Source organism: Cryobacterium sp. PAMC25264 (assembly GCF_019443325.1).
Classification (GTDB): Bacteria; Actinomycetota; Actinomycetes; order Actinomycetales; family Microbacteriaceae; genus Cryobacterium.
Map to the genome: position 1 here is coordinate 1354202 of NZ_CP080383.1, position 14801 is coordinate 1369002.

Annotated in this window: 9 protein-coding genes and 1 pseudogene; 6 read left to right on the forward strand and 4 right to left on the reverse strand. The window is 60.2% G+C overall.

What is annotated here, in order from left to right; translation table 11 throughout:
• Positions 1-279 precede the first annotated feature (279 nt).
• Positions 280-1164, reverse strand: coding sequence for a TIR domain-containing protein (locus KY500_RS06205; protein ID WP_219902782.1), 885 nt, complete (start codon positions 1162-1164; stop codon positions 280-282).
• Positions 1165-1882: 718 nt separating this feature from the next.
• On the opposite strand from KY500_RS06205, the gene KY500_RS06210 reads away from it, so the two are divergent.
• From KY500_RS06210 to KY500_RS06235, 6 genes are all read left to right on the forward strand, one after another.
• The gene (locus KY500_RS06210) at positions 1883-3205 is read left to right on the forward strand and encodes a tyrosine-type recombinase/integrase (RefSeq protein WP_219902783.1); all 1323 of its coding nucleotides are present in this window, start codon (positions 1883-1885) and stop codon (positions 3203-3205) included.
• Positions 3206-3282: 77 nt separating this feature from the next.
• Positions 3283-4926 carry a hypothetical protein gene (locus tag KY500_RS06215; RefSeq protein WP_219902784.1) on the forward strand — a complete coding sequence of 548 codons (1644 nt, stop codon included), beginning with the start codon at positions 3283-3285 and terminating at the stop codon, positions 4924-4926.
• Complete coding sequence (locus KY500_RS06220) at positions 4923-7007, forward strand: site-specific integrase (protein ID WP_219902785.1); 2085 nt, start codon at positions 4923-4925, stop codon at positions 7005-7007. The genes KY500_RS06215 and KY500_RS06220 overlap by 4 nt, the downstream gene beginning before the upstream one ends.
• Positions 7008-7093: 86 nt before the next feature.
• Positions 7094-7396: a hypothetical protein gene (locus KY500_RS06225; protein WP_219902786.1), complete on the forward strand. Its 303-nt coding sequence runs from the start codon at positions 7094-7096 to the stop codon at positions 7394-7396.
• The gene (locus KY500_RS06230) at positions 7393-8031 is read left to right on the forward strand and encodes an HAD domain-containing protein (RefSeq protein WP_370626899.1); all 639 of its coding nucleotides are present in this window, start codon (positions 7393-7395) and stop codon (positions 8029-8031) included. Before KY500_RS06225 ends, KY500_RS06230 begins: the two co-directional genes overlap by 4 nt.
• 644 nt (positions 8032-8675) lie before the next feature.
• Entirely contained in the window at positions 8676-10151 is a 1476-nt protein-coding gene (locus KY500_RS06235; RefSeq protein ID WP_255579442.1) for an integrase core domain-containing protein, read from the forward strand.
• 190 nt (positions 10152-10341) lie between these two features.
• Here the strand turns inward: KY500_RS06235 and KY500_RS06240 are convergent, their stop codons facing one another.
• From KY500_RS06240 to KY500_RS06250, 3 genes and pseudogenes are all read right to left on the reverse strand, one after another.
• Positions 10342-11109 (reverse strand): ATP-binding protein, encoded by a 768-nt coding sequence (locus KY500_RS06240; RefSeq protein ID WP_219903320.1) that lies wholly within the window; start codon positions 11107-11109, stop codon positions 10342-10344.
• Positions 11109-12698, reverse strand: a complete 1590-nt coding sequence (gene istA, locus KY500_RS06245; RefSeq protein ID WP_255579843.1) for an IS21 family transposase — start codon at positions 12696-12698, stop codon at positions 11109-11111. The genes KY500_RS06240 and istA overlap by 1 nt, the downstream gene beginning before the upstream one ends.
• A 233-nt stretch (positions 12699-12931) precedes the next feature.
• Positions 12932-14406 (reverse strand): annotated as a pseudogene (locus tag KY500_RS06250) (integrase core domain-containing protein).
• Positions 14407-14801 lie beyond the last annotated feature (395 nt).

A 14801-nucleotide genomic window follows, 5' to 3' on the forward strand; every position in this document is an offset into this window, starting at 1 on the left:
GAAGGGTACCCAGGCGTTCTTCGTCTATGACGAGCACATGAGGCGTGTCGAGCCCCTCCTGATCGGCTGGGCCCGGGGCAAGCGCGGGTACGGTCCGAGAGCTGTCGAACGATGGCTCTGGGCTGCCAACGACGAAGCAAATTCACTGCATGGGCGCAAGTTGGACAGCAAGGAGATGCGCAAGCTAGCACGCCGATACGCGAGGGTGAACCGGGTTCGTCCCAGATAGAACTCCCGACGAAGCTAGGTCCGCTCTGCCTTCGATAACAACGGCGCCGCTTAGGCTGGAGGAAATTCGCGGCGGATGGTGCCGAGAACATCTCCAAACGTTTCCCTGATGTTTCCCGCCGAGAACGGTATGTACTGGATGCCATCAAGGTTGGAGAAGTTCGCTGTCCCGTCCTCGAGCAGGATGATCGCGCGGGAGAATCCCAGTCGGCCCTGAAACAGCCCGGCCTCGTGCACGACGTTCTGACGGGCCCTCATGGTTCCGTCGTCTTGCGCATCTTCGCCCGTCATCACCAGGATGGCGAAAGTGCTCGCGTCGAGCATGCTGCTCAGCACGTCACGAACTACATTTCCAGCTCGAGCACCGGATTCGAAGGCAACGACCTCGTAGCCGTGCACATCCGTCAAGTGATCCTTCAGGTCTCTCCACTGACCACCCTTGCCGCCGTGGCCCACGAATATCCGTGGCTTGGGAATAGGTTCGGGCGAGGGTTCAGGCGATTGATACGTCGGCGCGGCGGCCTCGAATATGGCAGACAGCCTCGCGGTCCCAGCTCTCGAGGCATTGCGTATGGATACCTGAGTACCCGACCGCGTTTCACCTATCGAGATGGCCAGATATAGACCGTTTTCGATCTGCAAGTTGTACGGGATACCGAAATCTACTGATGCGCTCTCATGAGGTTTGCGCAGTTCCTCAAAGAACTCGTGATGTGTGTCGAACGACCATCGGTCATTGCCCGCTTCCACAGTCATGCTGCCGTAGTGCGTTATCCAGGCGGGTGCAGTCGTTTCGGGTTCACCGGTGCGAGCTGGTGACGCGGCCTGTGCAGCGGCGTACATTTCGGTTGTGAGCGCGGTAAATTCGGTGAAGGCGCTCGCGATTGTTTCCGGGGGGAAGTGCACCCGTGGGTAGGTGGTGGTTTTGGACGGCATAGGTGCACACTATCGTCCGATTTAAAGGGGGAGCCAATCTGGGGCGCGCCAGAGCGGAATGACCCGCGAACCCCCAGACCTGCACGCACAGAGAGACGCTATGCCTCTTCGGGCTGGGCGGACCCGGGACGGGGGGAGTCACCCCCACCCCCGGATGTACAAGGGGAGTGCAACCGCGCTCGGCCGAGGCCCGGACCGCGACGTCGCTGCGGCAGCGACAGCGCTCACTCGGGCGCCGTCCCCTGACGCCGGGCCCTGCGTTGGTCTGCCCGCCGTTGTTCCCGCGCGCCGAGTGGCGCTGTGTCCAAGCGGAGTGCCGTTACGTCGGCCTTGCACGCGGCGGCGTTATTCGGGGTGCGCTTGTTCTTGCGGATGTCCCAGTCCCGGAGATCCGCGAATTTGACAGCACGCACACGGGTGTACTGTAAAAAGCACTTGACCAGGACTTTTCTTTTCAACTGTGCAACAATCAGACAATGAAAGGGAATGCTCCTGAGGGCCCGCACCTCGGCTCAGCTCGCACGACAGAGTCAGGATGATGGGCAGCGCACATACTGGTCTCCGACCCGTCGGTGAGCAGTGGCGGGTTCATTGGGTCGGAGCTCTGTCGGACGCTGTCCATCACAGTGGAACTTGGTCCGTCGAGGAGATCTCCCAGCGTGAGAAGCGTATTCGAATTCGTTTGGGCTCCCCGTTCATGTCAGATCCGATGCTTCGAGTGGATGTACGGCTCACTCGATTCTTCAACTCCGGCGGTTTCGTGCGGCTCGCGATCTCCACCAAGAAGTCCTACACCGCTGATTACCGAGTTCTCCTGAATTTTCTGTGGGCCCGCGGAATCCCCTGGGCAGAAACTACGCAGGAGGACTTCGAGGATTTCGAGGACTGGCGGCGGCGCTCACCTGAGAATCCACGTCGCGTGTCCGGAGCGAAGTGGGGCCGCGAGCTTGCCGCGTTCAAGCGACTCTTCGATTGGGCGGCGAACGAACGAATCCTACCGTCGAGTCCACTTGCCGTCAGATCAAGATTTCTTCCTTCAGGGCGCGTCGTGGAGGTGCTGGAAGCAGCACCACGTGACGTGCGGTCCGCAAATGTGAAGTGGCTGACACCAGATGCCTTCGTTCAATGGCGCGATGTTGGCCTACGTGGCTACACAGCTGAGGGCCTGCGTGCCCACGATTGGCGGGGGAGGAACGACGACAGGAATTCACTTTTCGCAGATCTGCTCTTTGACAGTGGACTCCGCCGAACCGAGGCCAGTTCTCTACTCCTAGCGGAACTGCCCCGGCTTGCTACAGGAAGTGCATTTCAGTGGAGCAACGTTTCCCAAGCTGTATCGAAGAGCCGTCGTCGCAGGGCCTTCAATATGCGCACGTCGACCCTGCGAGCAGTCCAGACATACGTCAACACCACCCGCGCCGAGGCCGTGCGAAGGGGGCAGGCCAGGGGGCTATACACGGAAGGGCGCGCGATGAGGGTCGTCTTGCGAATAACCGACGGATATCGCCAGGATGTTACGTGGAGGGACCCGAGCGGAACCGAGCATCGCGAAGCTATCAACAACCTTTCCGTTGCCGAGAGACAGACGTTCCTAATCGAAAAGAACGGCAGTCTCGAACCCTGGTGGTTATGGCTGTCGGAATCAGGGGAACCGTTTCAGGTTGAGTCTTGGGAAAACGTCTTCAGGGCCGCGAACGTGCGTGCGAGAGACCTAATAGGCGAAGGTGCACCGTTTTGTAGACCGCACATGCTTAGGCATACGTTCGCCCTGTTGATGCTCGTCGCCCTAATGCGCGCGATGGACGATCGTTATGGCCTAAGTCCTGCTGAGCGGCGGGATTTCGAGATGTTGTACGGAGATCCCTGGAGACTGGTCCAGAACCTTTTGGGCCACCGGGACGCCAAGACCACTGAGGATATATACCTTGCCCCGGTCAGTGACATTCAGCTACGAACACTCCTCCAACATCAAGCCGAACCCGCTGAGTTCCTGTGGGCGCACGCACTCAGGACGGGACTCGTGCAGGGAATGAAGAGTTGACGGGTCTTGGGCGAAAGGCGGCGTTGCCAGTTGGCACTCACGTACGAGACGCACCGTTGGCTCCAGCATCCTTGGTCGTGAGGCATCTGACTGAAAAGGGAGACGCGACAGCATCCTACGACTTCGGGCGTTTGCCGGTTCCTGCTCCTCTGCAGCGGCAGTTCGCCGAAATAATGGCCGATCGCGTGCGACCCACTGGGCGGTGGAGAAGCATCCCGACGAGCCGCCAGGGCTGGGAGGTCTTCCAGGCCTTCGCGCGCTTCCTTCAGACGCTAGAACAGACCCCGTCTGGGATATGTGAGTTGAGTGCGGCCGACTGGAAGGAATGGCGCCTTCAACTGCCGGACAACACGACTGGACGCCGCTGGCATCGGGGCACAATCGCGTTCCTCATTGATCACCCAGATTTGGATCCGAGAACTCGCACTGCCATGTCAGAGCGGGTCGCACGGGACGAAACATTGGAGACAGCGTATACGGAAAGCGAAATGAAGCTGATTAGGTCTCGATCGGCTCAGATATTTCGTGATGCGGAGCGCCGCATCGCCAGGAATTGGAAACACCTCGGGCTCTACAGAGAAGGCAAATTTCCGGCTGGCTCCACCGATGCCTTTATTGGCGAAGCGCTGGAATCGGTCATTTCCACTGGCGACGTGCCCCTATACGCCACGGCGAAACGAGCGCGCTATGTTCGCCAAGCCTTTCGCGGTCCGTTGGGCTCCATCCGTTGGGACGATACCTGGGGCCGATTATTCCTCAATTCCACGGAGGCAACAGCGCTGACGGTCCTGATCGCCATCGAAACTGGTTGGAATTTCACCTCAATTAATGAGGTTCATGTTCCTCAGAGAATCGCAAATGCTTCGGGAAATCCGATTTATCAAGTGGAGATAGAGAAGCGCCGACGGCGGCCGCCCAACCGCTACCAGAGTGTGGGCTTTGAAGACTACGGAAGTAAGTCAGGCGGCCACCTATTCCGACGTGCCATCGATGCCACTGAACCTGCTCGCATCTTCCTTCGGGCTGTTGGCGTGGACTCGAAAAGACTGATCGTCTTTCACTACTCCGAGTCAAACTTCTCGACTGACAAATCCGCAATGGTTCGATTTGGGTTGGATGACAACACAAAGCGAGGGTGGATCAATCAAACGGGTGTGAAAATCAACTTCCGGCGTATCCGAAAGACCGTGAACGCACGCTACAAGCGTTCTCGAAATCAGAATTCCCAGCTCACGCATGACCAGAGCTACGTGCTTAGTGACCAAACGACAGGTTTGGCGGCAGGCCCGCTGATAGCGTCAGGAATTGAAGCTGCGCAACGTCACGCCAGGGGCGTGGTTCTAGCGTCGGTGGCGAACGTAAACAGTGATCCAGGTGCTGATACGGCGACAGCTGCCTGCTCAGATTTTCATCGAAGCCCCTATTCCGAGCACGATCTGCCCTGCCGCGCTTCGTTCTTCTTGTGCTTGGCATGCCCCAATGCGGTGATTATGCCGAGGCACTTGGGCCGGCTCTCATATCTGCACGGGTTGCTTGACGAACTAAGAAGTTGTCTTGCCTCCCAAGTCTGGCTAGCGGAATGGGAAGTTCATTTTGAACGATTGGAAAGTCTTCGGCTTAACCACTTCACATCTGAAGAGTGGTGTGCGGCAGCGAGTGGTCTCAACGAAGATGATCGTCGGATCACCCAGCTGGTCATAACCGGAAAGCTCGACCTGTGAGTATGCCGCAGGAAGGCATTGCGAGCCTCAGGCCCTCGCGAAGTGACCCCATTGCCCCGGTTTCCGACATGAAGTCGAGCGCGCCCGACGAGATTCCGTGCTTCGGGGATGCTGTGTGGCGTTTACGGTTCATGAGCGCAAACCCCTCAGTTGCGAATGTGCGGATCCACTGGAAGAGCTTTCCTCGCAACTTCGAGGATGACCTGCGATTCGCTTCTTGGGCCCTTATAAACCATCCCATTCCTGATGAGTACCTCCGCATGCATTCTCCAATGAAAGCAAAGCTAGGGGTTCTTCGCCTCGCGCACACTGTGTCGGATTGGCGCATGTTCGCAAGGTGGCTCGAAAGGGAAGGAGTTGAGCAGCTGGCCGACGTCACCTCCGACATCATGGCTGAGTACGCGTTGTATCTGTCAGAAGTGCGCAAGCTATCAAGGAATTCCGCCTGCAACCACATCATTGCGATTACACGTCTTTGGATAATTGGACAGTTCGTTCCCGGGTTCGGATTCGCCGAGCTACCGCCATGGGTGCACGGCGATCGAGAAGAATTTCTTCCAGCCAACAAGACCTCAGCGGAGAATGACATTGAGGTGGTCAACGCGTTGAGTATGAGCTCCTTGCTGGCATGGTCACTTCGGTTCGTGCAGGAGTACAGCGACAGCATTATTGCCGCCGTTGCAAAGTCGTCAGGAATTCGAACCGAAGCCGCCAAACCGAGGGCGTTGTCCCAAGACGAGCAGCGAATGCGTCTAGCTGGCTATTTTCAAAGTCTGAAGGATAACGAAGCTCCAATTCCTTCCCTCGATGGCTCCGGAAAATTCGATTGTGCCTATATTTCTGCTCTGTTGCATTGCAGCATTGGCTCTGTTTGGAACTGGGCGAGGCGTCCGGAGGTCAGGGCCTATGGTCTCGGCAATCTGGCGCCCGCCCACTTGGGGATTCCGATTGTGAGTTCGCTCGATGGGTCAGTTCTGCTACCCGATGTGACCAGCAACGATGTGGCGTCCTGGTGCCTTTACTTAGAAGCCGCCTGTTTCGTCGTCATCTGCTACCTCACCGGTATGCGGCCCGGCGAGGTCATGGGAATAGAAGCAGGAGCAGTAGATGAGACACGAGCCAACGAGGAATGGACTTACCTCAACGCGCGCGTTTTCAAGACTGCTCGGGATGAACGAGGACAGCATCTATCTGGTGGCAAGACTCGAAGAGTCCCCTGGGTGGCGGTCAAGCCGGTTGTCGAAGCCATTCGGGTCATGGAACAGCTCCATCCGGAGGGGCTCCTGTTTCCTAGCCCGCAGGCCAAGAATGCCACGCGATCGATTTCCCACGGCACAAGCGCTGACCGAATCGTCCGGTTTATCGGATTTGTCAACACGGGCGGAGCGGGCACAGGCCCCTTAATCCCGCACGACCCACTCGGCCCGATCAGTCCTGTGCGTTTTCGGCGAACCCTCGCCTGGCACATCGCGAACCAACCAGGGGGCCTCGTCGCTCTCGCGATACAGTACGGGCACTTGAGCACAGCAATCTCGGAGGGGTACGCAGGTCGGGCAAGGGAGGGACTTCAAACTCTTATCGATTTCGAAACGGCACGGAGAATCGCACTGAATCTCGCTGAGGCAGGAAATCGATTCGCGAACGGTGAGGGACTCTCGGGGCCATCCGCACTTCGGCACCTTCAAGCCATGCGGGTAGGGGCCGCCGAGTTCGAGGGATCCATAGCAACCAACAGGCAGGCCAAGGCGCTTCTGGCGAATCCCCACCTGACCGTCTACGACAATGCCGCGTCCTTCCTGTCGTGCGTATACGACCCAACAGTGGCGCTTTGCCACAGCGGACGCGTGCAACCTTCGCCCACACCTCAGATCGATCATTGTAGGAAACAGTGCGCCAACATTAGCCGAAGCGATATCCAGGCGGAAGAGCTGCGCACACACGCTGCGCAGCTCATCACGGAGGCAACTTCAGGACTCGCTCCAGGACCCATGGCGGAGCGGTTGAGATCTCACGCCGAGGGCCTGATGCTAGAGGTTGACCGTCACAATCAGGAACGAATTACGTTGCAGGACACGCTGTGAATCTCTCAGAACGAGATTTGATTCGGGACGCTATGAGCAGGCTTCTGTCTGGACACCCACTTCGGTCAGATGGTTCGCTAACGGTCGTGACACTCGCCATCGAGGCAGACGTCAAGAGGCATGTGCTTACCCATCGACATACGGATTTACGTGATGAGTTCTACGCGCGAGTCAAGAGCCAAGGCTTCATACCCGAGAGCGAACGTCGGCTACGGCAGGACTTGAAGACATGCCAGGAGGCGCTGGATAAGGCCAGGAGCCGGATCGAGCAGCTAGCTGATGAGCGAGCAGTGCTCTTGAGGATCAACAACATCCTCGGTATGGAGAATGAAGAGTTGCGCGGGACGCATGACGGCAAGAACGGTGGAAGGGTCACCCCTATCCGGTGAGTGTTGAAGCTCGAAGCGTAAGTGACGGGAGGCCAGGATTGTTCGCTCACAAAACGGCGCGGTTGTATCTAGACGTTGATGGGTGCGTTTGCCCGTTTGGCCGACCAGATCCTGCATGGGGTGAGACGGCACACTCGGCCGTGCCCGTTGTCTATGACGATGGCAGAACCGCGACGTATGAGGTGCGGTGGGCCCCAGCGCTCATAGTCGCGATTGATGAGCTACGTGAACGGTTCAATCTTGAGCTGGTGTGGCTTTCAACGTGGAATGAGGCCGATGCTGTACGCCGCTTCCTGGTGCCAGAACTGCGTGGTTTCACCGACGGACGATTGCTTCAGTTTGATCCGGAATCGGTGGCACCGAACGTCCCGAGCGGATGGTGGAAGGCTAGGCACATCATCGAGGAACAGTCCACGGATCCTCTACCGTTCATTTGGGCGGATGACGCCGAAGTCGAGCTTCACGGTTGGAGGGTACTGAATGCGACCCTTCCAACGAAGAGTCTGATGGTGCCGCCGCACCCGATGGTGGGACTGAGGATGGCAGACGTGCAGGCGATGACGGTTTGGCTTGAGGCCCTCGCAAAGAGTGGAAACGCAGGCGGTGGCAACACACATGACGCGGCATCATCTTGAGGAAGCGGTTCGAACGCTAGGTGAATTTCACAACTGTCAATCTCTGCAGCAGTTTCATGATCGCGACTGCGGAAACGGTCAAGATGATCGCGCCGCCTACGACTTACAGATGATTGCCTGCACGGCCGATGACGAGGTATTAGCCGGAGCTGACACGGACCAGCCCGCAGGCCGGACAGCGCCAGAACGGACGGTCATTGGAGCCGTCAATCTCCATCGGGACAAGGCAACGCTCGCAGTTCGGGCTGTATAGTCCGTCGTCCGTCATCTCATGATCCTAGGCGGGCCCATCAGGCGACCTACTCAGGGCTCTTGATTTGAGAAGAAAGTCGGGCTATCCAACGGACGGCTGCTCAGCGTCCTGTTCGGCATGCAGCAGAACCAAGCCGTCGCAGACCGTGGTCATTCCAGCGTTGCCCGATGAACAGGACAAGCGCAACTGCAGGGCAACCTGGCGAGTAGCGCTTGATGGTAGCGCCAGTCCATGGAGTCGGTATGTGCTGTCTCAGCTCTGTGTTTACGACCTGTCTCACGACGTTGTTGTCACCATGTCTCAGCACCTTGTTTACGGGATGTCTCACGACCCTGATTACAGGTTCGGCGTTCAAGGAAGCACGCCCTGATCGCGGTTTTGATAATTGGGGGTGCCTAGATCCCTTTCTCCCTCCGTCCGCCGCCAGATCATTGAATACGACCCGCTTGCCGCCGACGGGCCCAGCGTTACCGAGTTCTGCCAACGACTGAACATCAGCCGGCCGTCGTTTTACAACATCCGGCGACGATTCCTCCGCGAGGGCAACACGGCGCTGAATCCGCGCTCGTCAGCGCCACTGAACCCGGTACGGACCTTTGACCAGAAGACTACCGAGATCGTTCTGAGGATCCGCGCCCGGCTGAAGAAGGAAGGTTGGGACAACGGGCCCAAATCAATCTGGTTCACCGGGATCGATACCGGCGAATTCGTTTCTCCCATCCCGTCGGTGGCGACGATCGCCCGCATCCTCGCTTCATCCGGCGTCACGATCGCGAACCCGCGGAAACGTCCACGGGCGGCCTGGCTTCGGTTCTCCCGTGCCGCGGCGATGGAGATGTGGCAGCTGGACGCGTTCGAGTACCGTCTCGCCGACGCGCGGGACCCGAATGTGCTGGGCACCAAGGTCACCGTCTACCAGCTGCTGGATGACTCCACCCGCTTCGACGTCGGCACGATGTGCTTCGCCACTCCGGAGAACGGCACCGACGCCATCACCACGCTCCGTTCCGCCTTCACCGACCACGGGGTACCGAAAGAGCTGCTCAGCGACAACGGGACCGCGTTCAACCAGGCCCGACGCGGCAACATCTCCGCCACCGAACGGTTCCTCGCCGACCGGGGCTGTCTGGGCATCACCGGGCGCGGCAGCCACCCCCAGACCCAGGGGAAGAACGAACGCAGCCACCAAACGATCTTGCGGTTCCTCGATGCCAACGCCCCCGATACCCTGGAGCAGCTCACCGCCCTGATCATTGATTACCGCGCCTATTACAACTACCGCCGACGGCACCAGGCGCTGCCCGGATCGATGACACCCGGGCAGGCCTGGGGCGCCGCGGAACACCGCCCCGCCGATGGCACCCCGATCAGCCACGACGTGCTTCAGGCGCGAGCGGACTCGTACCGGGACAAATCCCTCGCCGATCAGTCGGGCGGAGCTGTCGATCTGAGGCAGACCACGATTCCCGCCGAGCCTGGCGCGCAGCGGGTGCCGCATGGCGGCCGGCTGCGCGATTCCTCGGACCACGTCGTCATCACGCGAGCCAACCCGCAGTTCTACTTCCACGGCCTCCGAATCAAGGTCCCGACGACGCTGGTTGGGACCTACCAGGTCGTGACCACCGAGACCGAATTCGCCATGTTCGACGCGCTCAGTGGAGTCGAGAGCATCTACTTTCCACTGCCCATGCGCACCGACGCCGCCCAAGAACCCTTCCCGCTCTGGCAAATCGCGGGAGCGAAAATCCGCGACCCGAAACCGGCCTGGCTTCACAAACATCAAACCTACGAGAAGGAGCATTTTCCGCCAGATCGTGACTACACGTCCATGCCGACTTCGTCGGCTAACCAGTTCCGCCGGCTGTAATCAACGTCGTGCGATTGGTTGTAAACAACGTGGCGACACCGGTTGTAAACAACGTCGTGAGAGCGGTTGTAAACAAGGAGGTGAGAACGTGTGTAAACAACGTGATGCGATTACACATCCATGGAGTCGGTAGCGCTGTTCTGAAGAGGTGGTAGCGGCCCCGGGCGGTTAGCCCGGGGCCTTCGCGGTGTTACTCCCAGTAGGTCTCGTTGGCGCGGGCTTGGTCGTTGCGGTGTCTGCGCATGTCGATCTGTCCGAGGTTGATGATCCGGGCGTTGTTGGCGAGGCGGTTCACGATCGAGTCCGCCGCGACTCGGTCGGGGAGCTCCGCCACCCAGTGCGCCGGCCCGGTCTGCGAGGCGATCATCGTCGGCAGCCGGTGTTCGCGGTTTGCGAGGATGGCGAACAGGTCGCTGGCGGCGTCGCTGTCGATGCCGACGGTGAGGAAGTCATCGATGATGAGCAGGTCGATGTTGGAGAGCTCGTTCAACAGCTTCTGGTGGGCGATGCCGTCGCCGCGGGCGATGACGAGCCGTCGGGCCAGGTCGTCCATCCGGAAGTAGAGCACGGAGTGTTCGCTCTGGCAGGCGCCGATGGCCAGCGCGCAGGCGAGGTAGGTTTTCCCGCCTCCGGTGGGCGAGATGATGAGCAGATTCGTCGCATCGGTGCGCCAGTCGTGGTCGGCATAGCGTCGCATTCGAACCGGTGTGATACCTCGCCCGTCACGGTAGTCGACCTCGGCGACGGTCGCGCCCGGGATCGGGAACGCGGCCTGGCGGATGAGCTTGTCCACTTTGTTGATGCGTCGGGACTCGAGGGCGTCGTCGACGGCGGTGAGGAACAGCTGCTCCGGGGTGAGGGTGTCGTTGCCCTCGTCCTGGATGAGCTCTTCCAGCCGGGTCGCAACGTGGGTGACCCGCAGGGCCCGGAACTTGTCGTAATCGACGCTGGTGAACATCACTTGCCCTCCTCGTCGCGTGCATAGTGGGAGGCGTCGCGAACATAAACGTCGGGCATGGTGTCGCGGAAGACCACGGTGCTGACGCGTTTGCGGGTCGAGGCCGCAGGGACCACTGGCCGAGGCTTCTTCGCATCACTGTCGATCGCTGCCATCAAGCGTTTCAGTGTCGAGTAGGTCGGGTGGGCGCTGCGGTTCACGAGCTCCTGGCAGGCCGCTTCCAGCCGTTCCCGGTTGTTCGTGCCCAGCCCGTCCAAGATGTTCTGGCAGGCCAGGTAGCCCTGCGCCTCGATCGCCTGGCCGTCGAGGATCTGCTCGATCACGGTGACGGTTGCAGGCCCAACGCTGCGCGCCCGGTCGGTGAACCATCGCCTGGACCAGAGCCCGTCGATGTTACGGTGCTGCGGTGGAATGTGCTCGGGCAGGGTCGAGTATTGGCCCTTCCGGCCCGTCAACCGTGGGTGTTCGCAGAGCATCTCGTGCCCGTCGAAGACCGTCACCCGTGACGACGTCAATCTCACCCGCAGCAGTTTGCCCGCCAGGGCGAACGGCACCGAATATCGTTGCGTGTCGGCGGTGACGTGGTAGTTCCGGCCGGCCTTGAGCTCCTTCCACTCAACGTCTTCGAACCCGGCATCAGGCAGCGGGCCCAGCAGCCCCTTCTCCTCGGAGTCGAAGCGTTCCCACCGGGTCGTGTCGTCGGCGCGGCGAATGTCATGGTTGATCTCCCTCACCCGCTCCTCGATCGCCGTATTCAACTCGCTCAGCGTCGTGAAGACATCGTCGTCGAGGTAACCGATGACGCGTTTGTTCACGACGTTCACCGCGTTCTCGGCCGCCGCCTTGTCCCGGGGCCGCTTCACTCGCGCCGGAACGATCGCGCACTGATAATGGTCGGCGAGCTGCTGATATCGGGCGTTCACGACCCGCTCCGCGTCGCCCTTGTGGGTTTGGTGAGTGGAGGTCGTCGGGTTGTCCGGCACGACGATCTGCGGAACACCGCCATAAAACGCGAACGCTTGAACGTGAGCGTCGAGCCAGGCCGGGGACTTCATATCCGCATAGGCGCGGCAGAACATCATCCCCGAGAACGGCAACACCGCAACGAACAGCACCGCCCGGATCACCTCGCCGGTGATCGTCTCCACGACGTCCACTGTGTCGCCGGCCCAGTCGACCAGCATTGCCCGGCCGGGTTCGTGCCGGAGCACCGCCACCAGATCGTGGCTGCGGAGGTAGTCGGTGAACAGGGCGCAGAACTGCGAATACCCATACTTCTTCCCCGCGTCCTTGGCGTCGACGTATCGGCGCCAGGCCAACAGCAACGTGAAGTGCCGGTTCGCTTTCATCGACGCCACCACCCGGCGCAGGTCGGGCTGGACGTACTCCTCCGACACTTTCCGGCGCCCGTCCGGGAACCACTTCGCGAGATCAGCGTCAGTGATCGCGACCATCGAGGTCACACCCCGGTCCTGGACCTCCTGCCGGACCCGGGCCACGTCGCGATGTGAGCACCCCGCGATCTCGACGACTTCGCGGTAGCTCCGCCCCTCCAGCAACAGCCCCAAGATTTTTCGATAGTCCGCCATGAACCCGCCCTTAACAATGAAACGACGACGCCGAATGCGTCGTCGTTCCACAGCAGAGCAGTGCCCCGCCAGCCAGCGCTACCGTGTTCGCGGAAACTTGCTACCAACTCGCCGGATGTGTAATCGCATCACGTTGTTTACACACGTTCTCACCTCCTTGTTTACAACCGCTCTCACGACGTTGTTTACAACCGGTGTCGCCACGTTGTTTACAACCAATCGCACGACGTTGATTACAGCCGGCGGAACTGGTTAGCCGACGAAGTCGGCATGGACGTGTAGTCACGATCTGGCGGAAAATGCTCCTTCTCGTAGGTTTGATGTTTGTGAAGCCAGGCCGGTTTCGGGTCGCGGATTTTCGCTCCCGCGATTTGCCAGAGCGGGAAGGGTTCTTGGGCGGCGTCGGTGCGCATGGGCAGTGGAAAGTAGATGCTCTCGACTCCACTGAGCGCGTCGAACATGGCGAATTCGGTCTCGGTGGTCACGACCTGGTAGGTCCCAACCAGCGTCGTCGGGACCTTGATTCGGAGGCCGTGGAAGTAGAACTGCGGGTTGGCTCGCGTGATGACGACGTGGTCCGAGGAATCGCGCAGCCGGCCGCCATGCGGCACCCGCTGCGCGCCAGGCTCGGCGGGAATCGTGGTCTGCCTCAGATCGACAGCTCCGCCCGACTGATCGGCGAGGGATTTGTCCCGGTACGAGTCCGCTCGCGCCTGAAGCACGTCGTGGCTGATCGGGGTGCCATCGGCGGGGCGGTGTTCCGCGGCGCCCCAGGCCTGCCCGGGTGTCATCGATCCGGGCAGCGCCTGGTGCCGTCGGCGGTAGTTGTAATAGGCGCGGTAATCAATGATCAGGGCGGTGAGCTGCTCCAGGGTATCGGGGGCGTTGGCATCGAGGAACCGCAAGATCGTTTGGTGGCTGCGTTCGTTCTTCCCCTGGGTCTGGGGGTGGCTGCCGCGCCCGGTGATGCCCAGACAGCCCCGGTCGGCGAGGAACCGTTCGGTGGCGGAGATGTTGCCGCGTCGGGCCTGGTTGAACGCGGTCCCGTTGTCGCTGAGCAGCTCTTTCGGTACCCCGTGGTCGGTGAAGGCGGAACGGAGCGTGGTGATGGCGTCGGTGCCGTTCTCCGGAGTGGCGAAGCACATCGTGCCGACGTCGAAGCGGGTGGAGTCATCCAGCAGCTGGTAGACGGTGACCTTGGTGCCCAGCACATTCGGGTCCCGCGCGTCGGCGAGACGGTACTCGAACGCGTCCAGCTGCCACATCTCCATCGCCGCGGCACGGGAGAACCGAAGCCAGGCCGCCCGTGGACGTTTCCGCGGGTTCGCGATCGTGACGCCGGATGAAGCGAGGATGCGGGCGATCGTCGCCACCGACGGGATGGGAGAAACGAATTCGCCGGTATCGATCCCGGTGAACCAGATTGATTTGGGCCCGTTGTCCCAACCTTCCTTCTTCAGCCGGGCGCGGATCCTCAGAACGATCTCGGTAGTCTTCTGGTAAAGGTCCGTACCGGGTTCAGTGGCGCTGACGAGCGCGGATTCAGCGCCGTGTTGCCCTCGCGGAGGAATCGTCGCCGGATGTTGTAAAACGACGGCCGGCTGATGTTCAGTCGTTGGCAGAACTCGGTAACGCTGGGCCCGTCGGCGGCAAGCGGGTCGTATTCAATGATCTGGCGGCGGACGGAGGGAGAAAGGGATCTAGGCACCCCCAATTATCAAAACCGCGATCAGGGCGTGCTTCCTTGAACGCCGAACCTGTAATCAGGGTCGTGAGACATCCCGTAAACAAGGTGCTGAGACATGGTGACAACAACGTCGTGAGACAGGTCGTAAACACAGAGCTGAGACAGCACATACCAACTCGCCGGACTACCGCTACCACCAAGCGCTACTCGCCAAACCTTTGGAATTGTTGATTAGCGTTGATTTTGGGTGGACTGGGCCCCTTTTGGGGATCCGCGCCAAAGCTCCTGGCTCAGCAGGCGGCCTAGCCGCGGAACGTCAAGTCGCGGCTTGATTCAATCTGCCCCGGGTCCTACCCGACGAATCCACGAACTCTTTGCGCTCCGAATCGGCTGATGCACGTTCCTCATCCCTGATG

Coding starts and splice junctions, on each gene's coding strand:
- istA (WP_255579843.1), bottom strand. CDS start 12,698: ATGGCGGACTATCGAAAAATCTTGGGGCTGTTGCTGGAGGGGCGGAGC.
- KY500_RS06240 (WP_219903320.1), bottom strand. CDS start 11,109: ATGTTCACCAGCGTCGATTACGACAAGTTCCGGGCCCTGCGGGTCACC.
- KY500_RS06205 (WP_219902782.1), bottom strand. CDS start 1,164: ATGCCGTCCAAAACCACCACCTACCCACGGGTGCACTTCCCCCCGGAA.